Here is a 19761-nt window from a genome sequence, read left to right on the forward strand (position 1 = left end):
AAAAGAGACTTAATTATTATTTTTAACTTCTAAAATCTTTCTTTCTAACTCTTCTAGTTCATTAGAACAAATATCAAAAACTGTTTCAGCATCAATATCAACATAATGATGAGAGATAAAATCTCTAGTTTTAATGATTCTACTCCAATAACCTTTATCTGCAACTCTTAAAAGTAGTTCCTCTTCTCTTTTATTAAGATTTTTTAATGCCTCTCCAATAGCTTGAATTCTCATTGAGATAGCATCTAACTTATCAAGTCCATCATCTGAATCTAAAAACTCATCACCTGATTTGATATTTTTAAATCTTCTATTTATAAGTCTGATACTTTCTAAAATAAAATTAATAAGTTCAATAGTTGTTGACTTATCCATATATAACTTCTTTTTGAATTTCATTAAAGATGGCACCATTACTTCTTTTGTGCTTGTGCATTAAATCTATTTTCTTATTATAAAGTTCTTCCAAAAACACCCATAAACCTGAAATATTTTTAAATGTTTTATTTTTAAATTCTACATAAATATCAATATCACTATTTTCAGTTTGCATATCTTTTACATAACTTCCAAATAGTCCAATTTTATCAACTTCAAAAGTATTTTGTATGTAATCTTTTTTTTCTGAAAGTTTTTCTAAAATATCTTTTTTAGTCATTTAGATTCCTTTGATAATGTGTGAATGTTATTATAACAAAATGTTGTTGTTAAATAAAATAATGAACTTATAGATAATAAATTCTAGGCTTTTGCTCTTGAAAACTTTCAGTTTCCGCTTCTTTACTTTTTACCCTCCGGGATTTAGTCACTACGTTCCTGCATGGTGGCAAAAAGTAAAACAAAAAGCCACCAGCCCAGTTGTCAAAGGTAAAGCTTACTATTAGCTCACAGCTTGGTGAAATGTCAAAACTTCTATTAATTATTTGTTTACTTAAGTGCTATATAAAAAACTGTTCCAATAAACATAATAATTGGTAAAATAGTATCTGTAAAAGTACTTTTAAAAAATATAACTTCTAAAAGACTTTTAAAATAAACTTTATATATTAACTTTTTGGGTATTTCTAATGTAAACCTTCTTTCTTGAGGTATATTATTAACAACTATTTGTTTTAATTCTCCACTGTAAAAATACTTATTATTTTTGTTTTCTATCCTAATAGGTGAACCAAAGATATTTATAGCGTCTGGTTCTTCTTGCTTTATATAAGGACAAACTATCTTATTAATTTCTTTTGCATTTACAGACTTAAAACTACCAATAAAAACTCCATTACCAATATCATAAAAATATTGCGAATATCTGTAAAAAAAATAAATCCAAATAATATAAATCATTATAAGTAAATCATTTGACTTATGTACAATATTAAAAGAAATGCCAAAAATAGAAAGTTTATCAATTTCAATTGTTGTATGATGGATAAAAAATACAAACATTGTGCTAATAATTAGATTACGCCGTTGTCGAATAAAATCATTATTTAAACCCTTATCATTCTCCCACATACATTCTCCTAAAATAATAAATTTTGATTATAATGCAAACTTTGCTAAAAGAACTATTTTACCATTCCCCTTCCAGCAATATAACCACTCGCCCACGCGAAGTGTAGGTTGTACCCTCCACGGTTCCCAACTATATCTAAAACTTCTCCTGCCAAATATAGATTTTGAACCTTCTTACTCTCAAAAGTTTTATTATCCACCTCATCAGTTCTCACTCCTCCTCCACTTGCTTCTGCATGTTTGAAGCCTTGGGTGTCTGTGATTTTAAATCTCCAGTTTGTGAGAGTGTTTATTATGGCTCTTATTTGTTTGGCATTTATATCTTTTGCTTTTGTTTCTTTATCTATGTTATTTATTTGACATATTACTGGAGCTAGTTTATTTGAAACTATTCCTGTTAGTAGTAAAACTGCATTTGCGTTTGGCAAGGTTTTAAATAAGTTTTCTATTTGCCCTAGGAGTTCATTTCTATTTATATTTGGGAAAAGGTTTATGCTTACTTGTACATCTTGGTAAAGGCTTAGGGGATAGACTGCATGTTGGGAGATATCAAGAATAGCAAATCCTGATAATCCGTATTTTGTAAAAAGTACATCACCATATATTTCACACTCTTTTTTTCCATCTAGGTATAAAGATACATTTGCCTCTTTTTTTACCCCTTGGATTCTTGGCGCTTGTTCAAAGTCTGTGTGAAGTCCTACAAGTGAGGGATAAGTTAGGTTGTAGGTGTGTCCAAACCTTTGGGCTATATTCATACCCTCTTCTGTTGCATTTAACTGTGGAGCTGCACCTAATCCTGAGCTGATTTCTACTTTGTCATAACCTTTGAACTCTTTATCTTCACTTTTTACTGTGAATTTGTTTTCTTGTTTTTTTATATCTATTACTTTTGTCTCTAGGATTAGATTTACTCCTAGATTTTCAAGCTCATTTTCTAATAGGTTTACTACTGATTTTGATTCATTTGATAGGGGGTATACTTTGTTTGTCTCTTTTATATCTAAGAGTAATCCAATACTTTTACAAAACTTTTCAAAGGCTTTATAGTCAAACTCTTTTAAGGCATAGCTTGTAAACTCTGGGTTTTCACCTATGAAGTTTTCTACTCTTGCTTGGGTATTAGAGATATTACATCTTCCATTTCCACTTGCTAGTATCTTTTTACCTATTGCGTTATTGTTATCAAAGAGGTCTATTTTTATATTTTTATTTAATCTTTTAGCAGTGATGGCTGATATTATTCCTGCTGCCCCTGCTCCTATTATTGCTATTTTCAAAGTCTGCCTTTATCTTTATGCTTGGATTATACACTTTTTATGTTTTGAGTTTATTCAAGTAAAGGGCATAGTTCTTGCAATACCTTTTTTACTAATAATATAAGGAAGCTCATGAATCCCCTAAGTGCCAAGCGTGCAATTGCACATTTAACGAAAAGAAAAGTCCCAATATTTTTGTGGGGACCTCCTGGTATTGGTAAGTCTTCTATCATAGCTCAAATAGCAAAGGAAACAAATATTGCTTGTATAGATTTACGGCTTTCACTTCTTGACCCTACTGATTTAAGAGGAATACCTTTTTTCAATGCCAATGATAACTCAGCAGTTTGGGCACCAGCTTCTTTTTTACCAGATGGAAGCCAAAAGGAGGGGATTCTCTTTTTAGATGAGCTAAATACTGCTGCACCAATGGTACAAGCTTCTGCTTATCAGTTGATTTTAGATAGAAAAATAGGAGAATATACTCTACCAGATGGGTGGAGTATAGTTGCAGCAGGAAATAGAGAGAGTGATAGGGGTGTTGTTTTTCGTATGGCGAGTCCACTTGCTAATAGATTTGTTCATCTTGAAATGGAAGCAAATCCTGATGATTGGAAAACATGGGCAATAAAAGCAAGAATTCATCCTACTATTATCGCTTTTATCTCATATAGACCTGATGCCCTATTTGCTTTTAATACTCAAAATGATGAAAAAGCTTTTGCCACTCCTAGAACTTGGGAGTATGTAAATGAGATACTAATGTCCGAACCTGATGATGATTTACTTTTGACTATGATAAAAGGCTCTATTGGAGAAGAATTAGCCTCTTCTTTTTTAGGTTTTAAAAGTGTAGAGCAAAGCCTACCTTCTATTGATGATATTTTAGAAGGTAAAACTACTGAGGCTCCAAAAGATACTTCTGCTTTACATATTTTGTGTACGGCACTTACTATTAGAATAGATGATGAAACAAGAGCAAAAGAGATAAACAATCTTATTTTGTACACTCTTAATCTTCCTGGAGAGTTTGCTGTAATGGTAATACAAGATTTAAGGGAGCGAAAGATTGAGTTAGATTACTTAAGTAATTGGCCTCTTTGGATGAAAAAATTCAATAATCTATTGCACTAACTATGACTTCTGATACTCTATTAACCAAAGCAAAAAGTCAACTCACTTCAAAGTATCCCTACTTTGGGATGTTGGCTTCAAGACTTAAACATGAAAGCAATAGTGAAGTAAGTTTTTATGCAAGCAATGGAGTAGTCTTTAAATACAATCCAGAGTTTATAGAAAAGTGTTCTATTGATGAACTCATCTTCATACTTACAAACTGTGTTATGCATCATATCTTATCCCACAGTCAGCGAAAACTAAAAAGAAAAGGTTTCCTTTGGCAACTTGCAACTGATTATGCCATAAATAATCTGCTCAAAAAAAATGGTCTCAAAATTCCTAAAGGTGCAAACTTCAATAATGATTTTAAAAATATGTACGCTGAAGAGATATATGAAGTCCTAAAAGAGCAAAATAATCTTAATGAGATAAACAATAGTTTTAGCGATGAGCAAGAAGAGGAAAAAAAGTTTGCAGATATCAACAATGTAGAAGAGGACCTAGATGAAAAAAATGAATCAGCTTGGGAATATGCAAACTCTTTAGCAAAAGAGGTAGCTTTACGAAAAAGTAAAACACCTCTAGGACTTGAAAGACTTGCAAAAAAAGTAGAATTACGAAATGTGGATTGGAAGTTTGAACTTTACAATGCCATCAATAGACATATGAGAAATAACTACGCCTTTATGCCACCAAATAAAAAACATATCTATAGGGGAGTTGCCCTACCTTCACTTTCAAGTGATACTCTTAGTCTTGTTGTTGCTATTGATACTTCTGGTTCTATTCAAGATGAACTTTTGGGAGCATTTTTAGATGAGTTTAAATCTATTATGCAAAGTTTCCCCTCCATAGCTATTGAGCTTATTATTGCAGATGCAAAGGTTCATGCCCACTATACTTTTCAAGGAGCAAATGAGATTGACTTTGCTTTAAAAGGTGGAGGGGGAACTGATTATCGACCTACTTTTGAGTTTATTGAAGCCAATTTACCTATGAGTTCTATGCTTTTGTATTTTACAGATGGAGAAGGTATTTTTCCAAGGGTTGCTCCACCTTATGAAGTTATTTGGGCTCTGTCTCAGAAGAAAAATAAAATTCCTTTTGGAAGACCTTTGCTAATACTTTAAAAAAAGTGTAAATACCTAATAAAAGATAGCTAACCACACTGTAGGCTCTGTTAAAGAGGTATATTTTATCCTATGTCTTTGTCTTGATTTTATATCTATAAAATCTCCTTTTTTTAGTTTTACATCTTTGTTTTCAAACTGTAAAATTGCTTCACCTTCTAATAGTAATACAAACTCATTCTCATTTTGTTCGTACCAAAAATCTTCATCACTAACTTGTCCATTTGAAACAATTCTTTCAACTCTCACATCTTTATCTCTTAAAATCTCTATAAATTCTTCATTGATTTTGTCAACATTAATATTATCAAATATATTTTTCTTCTGCATTTTCCCTCTTTTATATTACCTAGTATGTTAGTCAGGATTTATTTTATTTATATTTTAAAATTTTACAATCCTGATAAGGCACTATAAAATAGTACTTTATCAAGTATTCTATATACCAAAGTATATTAATCACTATTAAATCACTTGACATTAAATGAAAAATATACTACAATTTCACTATAGATTTAATATAATATACAAAAAGGAATAAATATGCAACAAGATACAATCGCATTACATGCTGGTTATAATAAAAAAGAGGGATGGGGAACAATGAATGTACCTATTGCTCAAACTACTGCTTTTGCATTTAGAGATGCAGAACATGCAGCTAACTTATTTGCACTTAAAGAGTTAGGTTCAATCTACTCAAGACTTACAAACCCAACTACTGATGTCCTAGAGCAAAGATTTGCACAACTTGAAGGTGGAGCAGCTGCTATTTGTGTAGCATCTGGGCAAAGTGCTATTTTTTATGCTATTGCAAATGTTGCAAGTGCTGGAGATAATATCTTAATATCTGATAAATTATATGGTGGGGCAGTAACACTACTAACACATACAATTAAAAGATTTGGAATTGAAGCTAGAGTATTTAAAGTATCAGATGCTTCAAACTTAGAAGAACAAATTGATGATAAAACAAAAGCTATTTTCTTTGAATCACTATCAAACCCGCAAATTGCAGTTGCTGATGTGGAAGGAATAGTTGAAGTTGCAAAGAAAAAAGGTGTTTTAACAGTTTGTGATAATACCGTTGCAAGTGCTGCTTTATTTAACCCAATCAAATGGGGAGTTGATGTTGTAGTTCACTCTACTTCAAAGTATACAAATGGACAAGGTAGTGCTATTGGTGGTATTATTGTAGAAAGAGATGGTTTAGCAGAGTTCTTTAAAGAAAATGCTTCTAAATATCCAGAGTTTACACAACCTGATGAGTCATACCATGGTTTAGTTTATGTAGATGTTCCTCTTCCAAACTTTTGTTTAAGAATTAGATTATCACTACTTAGAGATATTGGAGCAGCACAATCTCCTCACAACTCTTGGATATTAATTCAAACATTAGAGACTCTATCTTTAAGAATGGAAAAACATTCAATTAGCACTTTAGAAGTTGCTAAGTTCTTAGAGGCTCATCCAAAAGTTAAATCAGTAAATTACCCAGGTTTAGAGTCAAATGGGGACTATGCAAAAGCACAAAAATATTTCAAAGATGGTAAAGCATCTGGACTATTATCTTTTGAAGTAGAGACATATGAAGAGGCAAAAAATATAATTGATAGTACAAAACTATTTTCAGTAGTAGTAAATATTGGTGATTCTAAATCACTAATTGTGCACCCAGCTTCAACAACTCACTCTCAAATGAACGAAAGTGAGCTATTAGAAGCAGGTGTTAATCCAACAACTGTTAGGCTTTCTATTGGATTAGAAGATCCTATTGATTTAATTGAAGATTTAACACAAGCGTTAAATTAGGTATGAGATTATGCCTTTAATCTCTTCAAAAGGTGTGTATGGACTTGCTGCCATGCATGAGTTACTTCAAAATGAAGAAAACAAACCAATGCAAATAAGAGAGATATCCGCAAGAGCTGATATTCCTCAAAATTACTTGGAACAGCTTCTAGGAAAACTAAGACATGCTGGATTAGTTGCAAGTACTAGAGGGTCAAAAGGTGGCTACAGATTAGCCAAAGATGCAAAAGATATACTTATAAAGGATATTATTATTGCTTTAGAAGATGATATAAAAATCATCGATACAAAAAGCAATAGCCCTATTTTAAATATATTTTTTGATGAAACAAAAGAAAAAACGAAAAAGTTGTTTAACTTGTCACTGAAAGATTTAACTCAGTATCAAGATAAATATAATCAATATTTACACTATAGTATTTAAGTAAAAGTTGCTTCTAAAAAGAAGTTTTAAAGTAAAAAATTCAAATTAAGATTTGAATCAATAAAAGGAGAAAACATGAAATATGCAAATAATGTAACAGAATTAATTGGAAACACACCTTTAGTAAAATTAAACAAAGCTAGCGTAAACGGTACAACAGTTTTAGGTAAGTGTGAATTTATGAATCCTACTCATTCAGTAAAAGATAGAATCGGATTTAACATGGTTGAAGAAGCTATAAAAGCTGGTAAGATTGTTGAAGGTACTACTGTAATAGAGCCTACAAGTGGAAATACTGGTATTGCATTAGCATCTGTTTGTGCAGCTAAAGGAATCAAACTAATCCTTACTATGCCTTCAAGCATGAGTATTGAAAGAAGAAAACTTCTAAAAGCACTTGGAGCACAAATTGTATTAACAGAGCCAGAAAAAGGAATGAAAGGTGCTGTTCAAAAAGCTGCTGAATTAAGTGAAGCAATGGATAACTCTATTGTATTACAACAATTTGCAAATGAATCAAACCCAGATATTCATAGAAAAACAACAGCTTTAGAAATCTTAAGAGATACAGAAGATAAAGTTGATATTTTAGTTATTGCTATTGGTACAGGTGGAAGTATTACAGGTATTTCAGAAGTTGTAAAAGCTAAAAATCCAAATGTAAAAGTTATTGCAGTTGAGCCAACTGATTCACCAATTCTTTCAGGTGGAAACCCTGGTCCTCATAAAATCCAAGGTATTGGTGCTGGATTTGTTCCTGCTATTTTAAATACAGAGATTTATGATGAAGTTTTAACTGTATCAAATGATGACGCAATGGAAACAGCTAGAAATCTAGCAAAAGAGGAAGGACTACTTGTAGGTATTAGTGCAGGAGCTAACGTTTATGCTTCAACACAAATTGCACAAAAAGAAGAGAACAAAGGTAAAACTATTGTTACTATTCTTTGTGATACAGGTGAAAGATATTTAAGTACTCCATTATATCAATTAGATGATGAATAGGAATAAGTAAAAAAGATGGCAGAAAAAGCTTATAGATCTGTAGCTAAAACTGTTTCGTGGCGAACAGTAGGAACTTTAGACACAATTATTATTTCATATTTTATAACAGGCAACCTAATTATGGCTGCCTCTATTGGTTCTATTGAAGTTGTTACGAAAATGATTTTATACTATTTTCACGAAAGAGCTTGGAATAAAATCTCTTTTGGGAAAATAAAAGAACCAGATTATCAGATTTAGGGAAATAAAGTGGTAGAAAAAATAGAAGAATTAAACAAAAAATTAAAAGATAGTAGTGCTATAGAGATTTTAAAATACTTTTTAAATGAATACAAAAATGAAGCAGCACTATCATCTAGTTTTGGAGCAGAAGACCAAGTTTTAACGCATATGATGTTAAACCTTGATAAAGATGCCAATATCTTTACACTAGATACAGGAAGACTTCCTATTGAAACATATAGTGTAATGGATAATACAAATTTAAAATATAATATAAAAGTGAACGTATTTTTTCCAAAAAGTGAAGATGTAGAAGAACTTTATAAAAAACAAGGAATCAATGGATTTTATGAATCTATTGACAATAGAAAATCTTGCTGTAATGTAAGAAAAATAGAACCATTAAAAAGAGCGTTAAAACCACTAAAAATCTGGATTACAGGTCTAAGAGCAGCACAAAGTGTTACAAGAGTTGAGATGCCATTAGTTGAATGGGATGAAAACTTTCAAGTAATAAAAGTAAACCCTCTTATATCTTGGAGCGAAAAAGATGTATGGGATTTTATAAAAGAGAATAAAGTTCCATATAATAAGCTTCATGATAAAGGCTATCCAAGTATTGGATGTGCCCCATGTACAAGGGCAGTTAAAGAGGGTGAAGATATTAGAAGTGGAAGATGGTGGTGGGAAAACCCAGAACATAAAGAGTGTGGATTACACTCAAAATAGAAAAAGAGAAAGATAATGATAAGTAATGAGAGATTAACACATCTAAAACAACTTGAAGCTGAATCTATCCATATCATGAGAGAAGTTATTGCAGAGTTTCAAAACCCAGCAATGCTTTATTCAGTAGGTAAAGATTCATCTGTAATGTTACACATTTTACAAAAAGCTTTTTATCCAGCACCTCCACCACTTCCATTAGTTCATGTTGATACTAAATGGAAATTCAAAGAGATGATTGAGTTTAGAGATAGAAGAGCAAAAGAAGTAGGGATGGAACTTATCACTTACTCAAACCCAAAAGGTTTAGAGATGGATATTTCTCCTTTTGAACATGGTTCAGCTGTTCACACAGATATTATGAAAACTGAGGGTCTTAAACAGATGCTAGATATGCAAAAGTTTGATGCAGTTTTTGGAGGGGCAAGAAGAGATGAAGAGAAGTCTCGTGCTAAAGAGAGAATCTATTCATTTAGAGATGAAAATCATAGATGGGATCCCAAAAACCAAAGACCAGAACTTTGGAATATCTATAATGGAAGACATACAAAAGGTGAGTCTATTAGAGTTTTCCCTATATCAAACTGGACAGAGCTTGATGTTTGGCAATATATCTATTTAGAAGGGATTCCTATTCCTGATTTATATTTCTCAAAAGAGCGAGAGGTAGTTGAGTATATGGGTACTAAAATCATGGTTGATGATGAAAGAATGCCAGAGGAGTTACGAAAGACTGCTAAAAAAGAGAAAGTTAGATTTAGAACACTTGGATGTTATCCTCTAACGGGTGCAGTAAATTCTGAAGCAACTACATTGCCTGAGATTATTCAAGAGATGCTGGTATGTACAACAAGTGAGAGACAGGGAAGATTGATAGATAGTGATGGTGACGCATCAATGGAGAAGAAAAAACAAGAGGGGTATTTTTAAGATGGCACACCAATCAGATTTAATTGCACAAAATATTGAGCAATACTTAAAAGAACACGAAAATAAAGAGATACTAAGATTTATAACATGTGGTTCAGTTGATGATGGGAAAAGTACTTTAATTGGAAGATTACTATATGATTCAAAAATGATTTTTGAAGATCAGTTAGCAGCAATTGAGCAAGATAGTAAAAAGAGTGGAACAACTGGAGATAAGATTGACTTAGCACTTTTAGTTGATGGACTAGCTAGTGAGAGAGAACAAGGTATCACTATTGATGTTGCTTATAGATTTTTCAGTACAGAAAAAAGAAAGTTTATCATAGCAGATACTCCAGGACATGAACAATATACAAGAAATATGGCAACGGGGGCTAGTACAGCGGATGTAGCTATTATCTTAATTGATGCAAGACAGGGTGTTTTAACACAAACAAAAAGACACTCTTTTATAGCTTCACTTCTTGGGATTAAAAACCTTATTGTAGCTATTAATAAAATGGATTTAGTTGATTTTAGCCAAGATAGATTTGAAGAGATTAAAAAAGATTATGCACAGATTATTCCTAATCTTCCACACAATGAAGATATTAATTTTGAGTATATTCCAATCTCTGCCTTAGATGGAGATAATATCCTTACAATTTCTCCAAAGTCTTCTTGGTATACAGGTCTTCCTCTTATGCAATTATTAGATACTATTTCAATTCATAAAGATGAAAATGATGACTTTAGATTACCTGTTCAGTATGTTTCAAGACCTCACCTTAATTTTAGAGGATTTTCTGGGACTATTGCAAGTGGGAAGATTTCTGTAGGTGATGAAATCACAGTCTTACCATCTAGAAAAACTTCAGTTGTAAAATCAATAGTTTCAAATGAAATTAAAGATTTAAGACCCATAGGAAAAGATGAAACAGTTGAGACGATGGAAACGGCATTTGCTCCAATGGCTACAACTATTACTCTAAAAGATGAAATTGATATAAGTCGTGGAGATATGATTGTAAAATCAAACTCTATCCCACAAGTATCAAATAAGCTTAGTGTTATGGTTGTTTGGATGGATGAAAAACAACTTGAACTCAATAGTAATTATATTATTAAAAGAGCGACTTCTGTTATAAATGGTACTTTTAAATCAATAGAGTATAAAAAAGATATCAATAGTTTTAAAGAGATGTCAGCAGATAGTTTAGAGTTAAATGATATTGCCAAGTGTACTCTGTCAATAGACAGACAAATAGCAGTTGACCCGTATAATGAGAACAGACATACAGGAAGTTTTATTATCATTGATAGATATACAAACACTACAGTAGGTGCTGGTATGATTGTATCTTCAGTTATGGGTGAAGGTGTAGATAAAGAAGAGAAGAGAAGAGATTATACAAAAGCAGAAATTGAGCTTAATGCGTATATTAGAAGTAACTTTCCAGAATGGGAATGTAAAGAGATTATAGGATAAAAAATGGCAAGAGAAACAGCAGCTCAACAAAATGAGAGATTAAAAAAAGAAAAAAATGGACTTGATGTTCTAAAAGACATATACTTATATGCTGTTCTAGGGGAAGAGATAAGTCCTGAAGATATAATTAGATTTAAATGGTATGGTTTATATACTCAAAATAGAAATCTTCAAGATGAGGATGATAATACATTATATTTTATGTTGAGAGTAAAACTTGAGCATGGCTCTATGAACCTAGAACAGATGAGAGAAGTCTCAAAAATCTCCCATGAATATGCAAGGGGAACTGCTGATTTTACAACAAGACAAGATATTCAGTTTCATTATATTAGAGTTATAGATTTACCTGAGATTTTTAGAAGATTAAATGAAGTTGGACTATCAACTGTTTTTGCAGCAGGTGATGTTCCAAGAAATGTTGCTACTTGTCCAGTTTCAGGAATAGAACATGATGAAATTTATGATGTAAGACCAATTGTTGACAAAGTAAATAATTATCTAAGAGGAAACAAAAACCTTTCAAACTTACCAAGAAAATACAAAATTGGTATTAGTGGATGTCATAAACACTGTATGGGACATGAGATACAAGATTTATCTTTTAGTGCTGTAGTTTGTGATTGTACTGATAAAGTACTATTTGATGTAAGTGTAGGTGGAGGATTGGCTTCAAATAAACAAATTGCACAACATATTGGATTTGTAACTCCTTCTCAGATTTTACCAATAACTAAAGCCGTTAGTACAATTTATAGAGACCATGGACTTAGAGAAAATAGAAGAAAAGCAAGACTTGGACACCTAATTAATGAATGGGGAATTGAAAAATTCAAAGAAGAAGTAATCAAAAGATCAAAAGTAACTTTTAAAGAAGAGAAAGAAGTTCCTTATACTCCTTATGCAAAAAGACAACATTTTGGAATCCAAGACTCAAAAGAGAAAGAAAAATCATATATTGGATGTGCCATAAATGGTGGACACATAGGAGCACAAGGTTTAGAAGACTTAGCAAATATTTTAGAAAAACATGGGGCAACTACTATAAAAACTACGCCAACTCAAAACTTTGTAGTAAAAGATGTACCAAGTAAAAATGCACAAGCCTTGGCAGATGAGTTAATAACTATTGGAGTTGATTATAAGCCAAGTCCATTTAAAGCTAGAACACTTTCATGTACTGGATTAAACTTTTGTAAGTTTGCCATATCTGAGACTAAAAATAGAGCCATAAAACTTGCAGAACATCTAGAAAAAAAATTCCCAAACTTTGATGAGACAGTATCTATTTCAGTTAATGGTTGTCCAAACTCTTGTGCCCATCCACATGTAGTTGATATTGGATTACTTGGATTAAAAGTAAAAAATAAAGAGGGTGTTACAGTTCCTGGATTTGAACTTATTATTGGTGGAAATTTAGAAGGGGCTAAATCATCTTTTGGAGAAAAAACAAAAATCAAGTTTTTACCTGAAGAGGCTGAAGGTATTGTAGAAAAAGTCATTCAAAGCTATATAAATAGTGGAGAAAAAAACTTAAATAACTATTTAAAAGAGAGAATAAATGACGAAGAATTTATTTCGTCCCTTCACTAATCAACATACAGAAAAACTTTCATACTTAAAGTATGGAACAATAGGTAAGCACAAAAGTGCTTACTTTGATTATACTGCTTCAGGATTGGCATTTAGGGCTGTTGAAAATCGTATTTATGATATGCTAACAACCTATGCAAATACCCACTCAAAAGAATCAGGTATGGCAAACCAAACCCATAATTACTATGAAGAAGCACTTGATAATTTAAAAGTATCTCTAGAATTAAATGATGATTTTGAAGTTATACCTAGTGGCTGTGGCTCAACTGCTGCTATTAAAAGATTTCAAGAGTTATTGGGACTTTATATTCCTCCTGCAACTAAAAGAAGGTTGAATATAAATATTGATAAATCTAAACTTCCCCTTGTAATAGTTGGACCTTATGAACACCACTCAAATGAGATAAGCTATAGAGAAGCTATGTGTGAGACTGCAAGAATCGGACTTACAAGTGAAGGTTTAGTTGACATAGAAGAGCTTGAAAAAGTACTAAAAGACAATCAAGACAGAGAACTTATTGGTTCTTTTTGTATTGCTTCAAATGTTACAGGAATAGTGACTTGTTATAAAGAGATTTCTAATATACTTAGACGTTATAATGCTATAGTTTGCCTTGATGCTGCAGCTTCTTCATCATACATGAATATTGATTGTAACTATTTTGATGTTATGTATCTCTCTCCTCACAAGCTTTTAGGTGGTCCTGGATCTTGTGGTTTACTTGTTATAAAAAAAGATTTGATAGACCCATCTTTATCACCTACTTTTGCAGGTGGAGGAACGGTTAGTTATGTAAGTAGAACAACTGTAGAGTACGAAGATAATTTAAGAGCAAGGGAAACAGCTGGAACTCCTGGAATAATTCAAGTTATAAAAGCAAGTCTTGCTTACCAATTAAGAAATGAGATAGGTTTTGATTTTATTTTAAAAAGAAAAGATGAGTTACTATCATATTTTTTAATACAATTAGAAAAAGTGCCAAACATAATCATCTATGGAAATCAAAAATCATACAATATAGGTATTGTTTCATTTAATATAAAAGATTTAGATCCTTATATGATTTGTGAAAACATCTCAACAAATAGTGGAATCCAAACAAGAGCAGGATGCTCATGTGCAGGACCTTATGGGCACGATTTATTAGATTTTGATGATAAAGATGAACTTGATAAAAAACCAGGCTGGATAAGAGTATCTATTCACTACACTCAAACAAAAGAAGAGATTGATAATCTAATAGAAGCTATCAATAGTTCAATAAAAACTATAATAAAGAATTAACACCTAATTAAAAAAGTTTCTATATAATCCTATCATGAGATTTATAATATTTGCCACAATTTTTATAGTCGTGATGGGATTGCTTAGCCTTTTTATTTCAAAAAGATTTATCAATAAATTAGCTATTTGCCAAAAATCAAAAAAGTTTTTAAATCTTTTTTTACTAATTAACCTATTTGGTGTAATTTTATATATGACATCAAGGTATTTAATTTCTGTACCCAATGAAATATACTTTTTGCTCTCACTTCCAATAGGAGTTATATTTTTACTTTTTTGTACAACAGTTATTTATGAGGTAATTTCACATCTTCCAAAGATACGAAAAGATGAAAAAAGAAGAGCTTTTATTAAAAAATCTATTGACCTAGGCTCTTTAGCTTTTGCAAGTTCTATTACCACAAAAGCCATATATAATGCAAAAGAATCTTATGTGGAAAATATAAATGTAAAGATTTCCAACTTAAAAAAACCATACAGTATAGTACAACTAAGTGATGTACATATTGGTGGTTTGATTGACCATGATTTTATTAAAAATATTGTGCAAAAAGTAAATCAACTAAATGCAGATGTTGTTGTAATAACAGGTGATTTAATAGATACAAATATTGCTTATATAAAAGATGCAGTTGATGAACTTAAAAATTTAAAATCAAAATATGGCACATATTTTATAGTTGGCAATCATGAATATTTCCATAAGATAGAAGATATACTTGCCTATATAAAATCAATCAATATCAAAGTTCTAGAAAATGAAAACGTCTATATAGGAGAGAAAAACAGTGGCTTTAATTTAGCTGGAGTTTATGATGTATTTGGATACAAAGCTAAAAAATTTGAGCCAGATATACATAAAGCTTTAGAAAATATAGAAAATTCACCGACCGTTCTTTTAGCCCACCAACCAAAATATATAAAAGAGATAGATACTCAAAATATCGACCTAGTTTTAAGTGGACATACCCATGGAGGGCAAATTGTTCCTTTTAATTTGCTAGTAAGACTTGCTCAACCATATATAAAAGGACTACACCAACACAACAAAAAGACTCAAATATATGTAAACAAAGGGACAGGATTTTGGGGACCACCTATGAGATTAGGTGCAAGTGCAGAGATAAGTTATTTAAAACTAATTACTGCCTAATAGCAAAAAAAAAGGGGTAGAAATCCATCTTTCTACCCCTTTTTACTCAAAAAAATTGTGCTGTAATTTTAAATATCATTTATATCAAAAACCTTGCACCTCCATATTTCAATTATATCTTTTAATATTTGTTATCAAATTCTTACTGAGCAATATACAAAAATGTTGTTGCCATTGCAATCATATAGATTGTCAATGTTATCAAATAATCTTTTCTATTCTTTTTTACTGCTACTTTTATTCTATGCATTTTTTCTCCTTCACAAAGAAGGATGTTTCCTTCTTACTTAATCTCTATTATCTTTTTATGTTTTTCTTCACTGAGTTTTGGAACAACTACTTCTAAAACTCCATTTTCACCACTTGCTTCAATGTTTTCTAAATCAGCATTTTCAGGAAGATTAAAACTTCTAGAGAACTTACCAAATGATGTTTCTATTTTATAATAATCATCTTCTTTAATCTCTTCTTTTGTTTTTCTTTCCCCTGAGATAGTAAGAATATCTTTGTGTATATCAACTTTTATATCTTTTTTATTTACTCCTGGTAAATCTACATCTATATGATAAGCAAACTCACCTTCTCTTGTATTAACTACAGGAACAAACCCACTTACGCCCTCATTTGAAGGATACTCATATAAACTTTTTTCTAAGTTTCTGAATTGTTTAAAAGGGTCAAATCTAGTAACTAACATATCAAACTCCTTAAAAATAATATTTCTTGATAAGCTTTATATCAAGTTAACGAAATAATAACATATTTTTTAGCACTTGTCAATATATAGTGCTAATATTTCTAGCAATTATTGTCTTAAAGTGCTAAATATACATTCTACTATGCAATTACTATATAACTTGCAAATATTGTAATAGTATATATTGTGATTAAGATAATGTAATCTTTCTCTTTTGTATTAATATTATTCATTTTTTCTCCTTTTTATAGGAGATAAATCTCCTATTTATTTTTTAAATTTATTAGTCTTTTTGAATCTCATATGGGATTTCAAATTCTTCCTTTTTTTAATTTGCTTTTTTTAAACATAAAAAAAGGGAAGAGCTAAAAAGCTCTTCCCTTCGGTAAAATCTATTTATTGATTTTATTCGAATTTTATCTTTTTAGCTGTTCTTTTTCTTACTGTTGGATCAAGTTCTCTTTTTCTAACTCTTACAGATTTAGGAGTAACTTCAACTAACTCATCTTCTTCAATCCACTCTAGTGCATTTTCTAAAGACATTTGTCTTGGTGGGACTAACTTAATAGCTTCATCTGCACCTGAAGACCTAACGTTTGATTGCTGTTTCCCTTTTGTAGGGTTAACATCTAAATCATTTCCTTTAGCATGCTCACCAATAACCATACCGTTGTATACTTTATCTTGAGGTTTGATAAACATAATTCCTCTATCTTGTAGGTTAAAAATCGAATAACCTAATGCTTCCCCATTTTCCATAGAAGTTAATGCACCATATTTTCTAGACTCAACAACTCCAGAATGTGCTCTAAAATCTAAGAACGAGTGATTCATAACACCCTCACCTTTTGTTTCTGTTAAGAACTCTGTTCTAATACCAATCAATCCTCTTGCTGGGATTTCAAACTCTAGTCTTGTAGAACCAGAACCCATTGGTACCATATTTGTCATATTTGCTTTTCTTTTTCCAAGTTTTTCAATAATAGCACCTGTATACTCATCTGGAGTATCAATAACTAAATGCTCAAATGGTTCCATTTTAACACCATCTTCCTCTTTAGTAATAACTTCAGGTCTTCCAATACAGAACTCAAAACCTTCTCTTCTCATATTTTCTGCTAAGATACAAATTTGAAGCTCACCTCTTCCGTTAACTTTAAATTTACCCTCACCAATTTGCTCATAATTCATAGCAATATTAGTATTCATCTCTGCATTTAATCTCTCATCAATTTTATTTGAAGTTACATACTTACCTTCAGTCCCTGCTAATGGAGAATCATTTACTGCAAATGTTACAGATAATGTTGGCTCTTCAATATGCATAGGATCAAGAGGCATTGGATTTTCAGGGTCACAAAGTGAATCACCCACATCAATAGTTTCAAAACCTGCAACAGCAACAATGTCACCAGTTCCAGCTGTTTTGATATCAAATCTATCAACACCCTTAAATCCAATAAGTTTAGAAACTCTACCTTTTACTTTTTCACCATCAGCTTTAACTAATACTACAGTTTCACCCATAGAAATTGTTCCGTTGAAGATTCTAGCAATTCCTATTTTTCCAATAAAATTATCATAATCAAGAGTAAATACTTGAAGTTGTAAACCGTTTTCATCATCACCTTTTGGTTTTGGAACCTCAGTTAATATTGTTTGAAATAGTGGAGTTAAGTTTTCGTTTGCATCTTCTAAAGCAAGTTTTGCATAACCATCTCTTGCTGCTGCATAAACTACTGGGAACTCTAGTTGTTCTTCAGTTGCACCCATTTGGTCAAATAGGTCAAATACTTCATCAACAACTCTATCTGGATCTCCACCTGGTTTATCAATTTTGTTAATAACAACAATTGGTCTATGCCCTAATTGTAAAGCTTTTTTCACAACAAACTTAGTTTGAGGCATAACACCTTCTTGTGCATCAACAAGTAATAAAACAGAATCAACCATTTTAAGAACCCTCTCAACTTCTCCACCAAAGTCAGCATGGCCCGGAGTGTCAATAATGTTGATTCTTACATCTTCATAATCTATTGCTGTATTTTTAGAAAGAATTGTAATCCCTCTTTCTTTTTCAATAGCATTACTATCCATAACTCTTTCATCAACTTGCGTATGCGCTGCGAAAGTTCCTGATTGCTTTAATAGCTCATCAACTAATGTTGTTTTACCGTGGTCAACGTGTGCGATAACGGCAATATTTCTGATGTCTCTCATGTTTTCTCTTTATGATAATTTTTGTTTAACTCTCATTTTATTAAAAGTTATTTATTAATTTTGCGGATTATATCCAATATTCTCTTAAAACTTAATGTAATCTAAAATTAAATTTAGTTTTATGTTAAATAAAAAAATCTTTTTTCTATAAAATACCTACTTTTTATACTCTATTCTTAGATATACTTATAAAAAAGTCAAAAGTGAGACCCATGGATTTAGATGCTATTTTAAAAGAGATTCAAGAAGAGATTCAAAAATATTTTACAAAGGGTAAACTTCCTAATTATATACCAATGTTAGCCCAAGCAGATGAGAGTGATTTTGCCATGAGTATCATAACACTGGATGGAGAAGAGTATCATATAGGTTGTAGTAATAAAAAGTTTTCCATTCAAAGTATCTCTAAAGTATTTACTTTCACTTTAGCTTTAGAGCACTACAGTAAAGAACTATATAAAAGAGTTGGACATGAACCTTCTGGTGACCCTTTTAACTCACTAGTTCAATTAGAGTATGAGAGTGGAATTCCTAGAAACCCTTTTATAAATGCAGGGGCTATTGTCACAACAGATTGTCTTGCCTCAATTTTTGAAGACAATGCTTTTAATGAAATTTTAGATTTTATGAAAAAAGTTTCTGGAGATCAAAATATTAGTTTTGATAAGAATATCTTCATATCTGAACTAGGTCATGGGTTTCAAAATTTTGCACTTATAAATCTTATGAAAAGTTATCACAACATAAAAAATCCAATAGATGATGTTATTCAAATATATTTTAAACAGTGCTCTATTATGATGACCACAAAACAACTTGCCCATTCAATGTTATTTTTAGCAAATCATGGAAAAGACCCCTTAACAAATGAATCCATTCTAAATGAATCCAAAGCTAAAAGAATAAACTCTTTAATGCTAACTTGTGGACACTATGACGCAAGTGGTGATTTTGCTTATAAAGTAGGACTTCCTGGTAAAAGTGGTGTTGGGGGAGGAATAGTTGCTGTTGTTCCAAAAAAAATGGCAATTAGCGTTTACTCTCCAAAACTAAATGTATATGGAAACTCATTAATAGGAACAAAAGCATTAGAACTATTTACTACTAAAACTGGACTATCTATATTTTAAAATCTGGAATATGAATTTTTATTCATATTCTATTCATAAAGGCGTCATCTAAAAACTATATTATTTCCTAAAATAA

20 protein-coding genes are annotated in these 19761 nt (G+C 31.2%); 13 read left to right on the forward strand and 7 right to left on the reverse strand.

Features of this window, described 5'->3' with window-relative positions; genetic code table 11:
• Nucleotides 1-9 precede the first annotated feature (9 nt).
• The 4 genes from ACNI28_RS06175 to ACNI28_RS06190 form a co-directional block, all read right to left on the reverse strand.
• Nucleotides 10-375: a HepT-like ribonuclease domain-containing protein gene (locus ACNI28_RS06175; RefSeq protein ID WP_419766341.1), complete on the reverse strand. Its 366-nt coding sequence runs from the start codon at nucleotides 373-375 to the stop codon at nucleotides 10-12.
• On the reverse strand, nucleotides 368-658 hold the full coding sequence (locus tag ACNI28_RS06180) for a nucleotidyltransferase family protein (protein ID WP_419766342.1): 291 nt from the start codon (nucleotides 656-658) through the stop codon (nucleotides 368-370). The genes ACNI28_RS06175 and ACNI28_RS06180 overlap by 8 nt, the downstream gene beginning before the upstream one ends.
• A 269-nt stretch (nucleotides 659-927) precedes the next feature.
• Nucleotides 928-1509, reverse strand: coding sequence for a hypothetical protein (locus tag ACNI28_RS06185; RefSeq protein ID WP_419766343.1), 582 nt, complete (start codon nucleotides 1507-1509; stop codon nucleotides 928-930).
• A gap of 53 nt (nucleotides 1510-1562) precedes the next feature.
• The gene (locus tag ACNI28_RS06190) at nucleotides 1563-2789 is read right to left on the reverse strand and encodes a BaiN/RdsA family NAD(P)/FAD-dependent oxidoreductase (protein WP_419766344.1); all 1227 of its coding nucleotides are present in this window, start codon (nucleotides 2787-2789) and stop codon (nucleotides 1563-1565) included.
• 111 nt (nucleotides 2790-2900) lie between these two features.
• Between ACNI28_RS06190 and ACNI28_RS06195 the strand changes: the two genes are divergently transcribed.
• Nucleotides 2901-3902: an ATP-binding protein gene (locus ACNI28_RS06195; RefSeq protein ID WP_419766345.1), complete on the forward strand. Its 1002-nt coding sequence runs from the start codon at nucleotides 2901-2903 to the stop codon at nucleotides 3900-3902.
• 2 nt (nucleotides 3903-3904) lie between these two features.
• Entirely contained in the window at nucleotides 3905-5017 is a 1113-nt protein-coding gene (locus tag ACNI28_RS06200; RefSeq protein ID WP_419766346.1) for a vWA domain-containing protein, read from the forward strand.
• A 15-nt stretch (nucleotides 5018-5032) separates the two neighbouring features.
• On the opposite strand, the gene ACNI28_RS06205 is transcribed toward ACNI28_RS06200, so the two are convergent.
• Entirely contained in the window at nucleotides 5033-5347 is a 315-nt protein-coding gene (locus tag ACNI28_RS06205; RefSeq protein WP_419766347.1) for a cupin domain-containing protein, read from the reverse strand.
• Between the two features lie 213 nt (nucleotides 5348-5560).
• On the opposite strand from ACNI28_RS06205, the gene ACNI28_RS06210 reads away from it, so the two are divergent.
• The 10 genes from ACNI28_RS06210 (at nucleotide 5561) to ACNI28_RS06255 (ending at nucleotide 15638) form a co-directional block, all read left to right on the forward strand.
• The gene (locus tag ACNI28_RS06210) at nucleotides 5561-6829 is read left to right on the forward strand and encodes an O-acetylhomoserine aminocarboxypropyltransferase/cysteine synthase family protein (RefSeq protein WP_419766348.1); all 1269 of its coding nucleotides are present in this window, start codon (nucleotides 5561-5563) and stop codon (nucleotides 6827-6829) included.
• A gap of 10 nt (nucleotides 6830-6839) precedes the next feature.
• Complete coding sequence (locus ACNI28_RS06215) at nucleotides 6840-7253, forward strand: RrF2 family transcriptional regulator (RefSeq protein ID WP_419766349.1); 414 nt, start codon at nucleotides 6840-6842, stop codon at nucleotides 7251-7253.
• 75 nt (nucleotides 7254-7328) lie between these two features.
• Entirely contained in the window at nucleotides 7329-8258 is a 930-nt protein-coding gene (gene cysK, locus ACNI28_RS06220; RefSeq protein ID WP_419766350.1) for a cysteine synthase A, read from the forward strand.
• 15 nt (nucleotides 8259-8273) lie between these two features.
• Nucleotides 8274-8498 (forward strand): DUF2061 domain-containing protein, encoded by a 225-nt coding sequence (locus ACNI28_RS06225; protein WP_298750014.1) that lies wholly within the window; start codon nucleotides 8274-8276, stop codon nucleotides 8496-8498.
• Between the two features lie 9 nt (nucleotides 8499-8507).
• Complete coding sequence (locus ACNI28_RS06230) at nucleotides 8508-9209, forward strand: phosphoadenylyl-sulfate reductase (RefSeq protein ID WP_419766351.1); 702 nt, start codon at nucleotides 8508-8510, stop codon at nucleotides 9207-9209.
• A 15-nt stretch (nucleotides 9210-9224) separates the two neighbouring features.
• Nucleotides 9225-10136: a sulfate adenylyltransferase subunit CysD gene (gene cysD / locus ACNI28_RS06235; RefSeq protein WP_419766352.1), complete on the forward strand. Its 912-nt coding sequence runs from the start codon at nucleotides 9225-9227 to the stop codon at nucleotides 10134-10136.
• Nucleotide 10137: 1 nt separating this feature from the next.
• Nucleotides 10138-11604: a sulfate adenylyltransferase subunit CysN gene (gene cysN / locus ACNI28_RS06240; RefSeq protein WP_419766353.1), complete on the forward strand. Its 1467-nt coding sequence runs from the start codon at nucleotides 10138-10140 to the stop codon at nucleotides 11602-11604.
• A 3-nt stretch (nucleotides 11605-11607) separates the two neighbouring features.
• Nucleotides 11608-13197, forward strand: a complete 1590-nt coding sequence (locus ACNI28_RS06245) for a nitrite/sulfite reductase (RefSeq protein ID WP_419766354.1) — start codon at nucleotides 11608-11610, stop codon at nucleotides 13195-13197.
• Nucleotides 13166-14485, forward strand: a complete 1320-nt coding sequence (locus ACNI28_RS06250) for an aminotransferase class V-fold PLP-dependent enzyme (RefSeq protein WP_419766355.1) — start codon at nucleotides 13166-13168, stop codon at nucleotides 14483-14485. The genes ACNI28_RS06245 and ACNI28_RS06250 overlap by 32 nt, the downstream gene beginning before the upstream one ends.
• Nucleotides 14486-14558: 73 nt before the next feature.
• Entirely contained in the window at nucleotides 14559-15638 is a 1080-nt protein-coding gene (locus tag ACNI28_RS06255) for a metallophosphoesterase (RefSeq protein WP_419766356.1), read from the forward strand.
• A gap of 283 nt (nucleotides 15639-15921) precedes the next feature.
• Here ACNI28_RS06255 and ACNI28_RS06260 read toward each other — a convergent pair whose 3' ends face one another.
• Both ACNI28_RS06260 and typA read right to left on the reverse strand, forming a co-directional pair.
• On the reverse strand, nucleotides 15922-16335 hold the full coding sequence (locus ACNI28_RS06260) for an Hsp20/alpha crystallin family protein (protein ID WP_419766357.1): 414 nt from the start codon (nucleotides 16333-16335) through the stop codon (nucleotides 15922-15924).
• Between the two features lie 405 nt (nucleotides 16336-16740).
• Nucleotides 16741-18555 (reverse strand): translational GTPase TypA, encoded by a 1815-nt coding sequence (gene typA / locus ACNI28_RS06265; RefSeq protein ID WP_419766358.1) that lies wholly within the window; start codon nucleotides 18553-18555, stop codon nucleotides 16741-16743.
• A 212-nt stretch (nucleotides 18556-18767) separates the two neighbouring features.
• Here typA and ACNI28_RS06270 point away from each other — a divergent pair, with 212 nt between their 5' ends.
• Nucleotides 18768-19685 carry a glutaminase gene (locus ACNI28_RS06270; RefSeq protein ID WP_419766359.1) on the forward strand — a complete coding sequence of 306 codons (918 nt, stop codon included), beginning with the start codon at nucleotides 18768-18770 and terminating at the stop codon, nucleotides 19683-19685.
• Nucleotides 19686-19761: the final 76 nt, after the last annotated feature.

Origin of the sequence: Arcobacter denitrificans (SeqCode) (genome assembly GCF_048571185.1) — a bacterium.
GTDB classification, from domain to species: Bacteria; Campylobacterota; Campylobacteria; order Campylobacterales; family Arcobacteraceae; genus Arcobacter; species Arcobacter denitrificans.

Excerpts from the sequence above, each read along its gene's own strand:
- ACNI28_RS06175 (WP_419766341.1), bottom strand. The coding sequence starts at position 375 with ATGGATAAGTCAACAACTATTGAACTTATTAATTTTATTTTAGAAAGT.
- ACNI28_RS06180 (WP_419766342.1), bottom strand. The coding sequence starts at position 658 with ATGACTAAAAAAGATATTTTAGAAAAACTTTCAGAAAAAAAAGATTAC.
- ACNI28_RS06185 (WP_419766343.1), bottom strand. The coding sequence starts at position 1,509 with ATGTGGGAGAATGATAAGGGTTTAAATAATGATTTTATTCGACAACGG.
- ACNI28_RS06195 (WP_419766345.1), top strand. The coding sequence starts at position 2,901 with ATGAATCCCCTAAGTGCCAAGCGTGCAATTGCACATTTAACGAAAAGA.
- ACNI28_RS06200 (WP_419766346.1), top strand. The coding sequence starts at position 3,905 with ATGACTTCTGATACTCTATTAACCAAAGCAAAAAGTCAACTCACTTCA.
- ACNI28_RS06205 (WP_419766347.1), bottom strand. The coding sequence starts at position 5,347 with ATGCAGAAGAAAAATATATTTGATAATATTAATGTTGACAAAATCAAT.
- ACNI28_RS06210 (WP_419766348.1), top strand. The coding sequence starts at position 5,561 with ATGCAACAAGATACAATCGCATTACATGCTGGTTATAATAAAAAAGAG.
- ACNI28_RS06215 (WP_419766349.1), top strand. The coding sequence starts at position 6,840 with ATGCCTTTAATCTCTTCAAAAGGTGTGTATGGACTTGCTGCCATGCAT.
- cysK (WP_419766350.1), top strand. The coding sequence starts at position 7,329 with ATGAAATATGCAAATAATGTAACAGAATTAATTGGAAACACACCTTTA.
- ACNI28_RS06225 (WP_298750014.1), top strand. The coding sequence starts at position 8,274 with ATGGCAGAAAAAGCTTATAGATCTGTAGCTAAAACTGTTTCGTGGCGA.
- cysD (WP_419766352.1), top strand. The coding sequence starts at position 9,225 with ATGATAAGTAATGAGAGATTAACACATCTAAAACAACTTGAAGCTGAA.
- cysN (WP_419766353.1), top strand. The coding sequence starts at position 10,138 with ATGGCACACCAATCAGATTTAATTGCACAAAATATTGAGCAATACTTA.
- ACNI28_RS06245 (WP_419766354.1), top strand. The coding sequence starts at position 11,608 with ATGGCAAGAGAAACAGCAGCTCAACAAAATGAGAGATTAAAAAAAGAA.
- ACNI28_RS06250 (WP_419766355.1), top strand. The coding sequence starts at position 13,166 with ATGACGAAGAATTTATTTCGTCCCTTCACTAATCAACATACAGAAAAA.
- ACNI28_RS06255 (WP_419766356.1), top strand. The coding sequence starts at position 14,559 with ATGGGATTGCTTAGCCTTTTTATTTCAAAAAGATTTATCAATAAATTA.
- ACNI28_RS06260 (WP_419766357.1), bottom strand. The coding sequence starts at position 16,335 with ATGTTAGTTACTAGATTTGACCCTTTTAAACAATTCAGAAACTTAGAA.
- typA (WP_419766358.1), bottom strand. The coding sequence starts at position 18,555 with ATGAGAGACATCAGAAATATTGCCGTTATCGCACACGTTGACCACGGT.
- ACNI28_RS06270 (WP_419766359.1), top strand. The coding sequence starts at position 18,768 with ATGGATTTAGATGCTATTTTAAAAGAGATTCAAGAAGAGATTCAAAAA.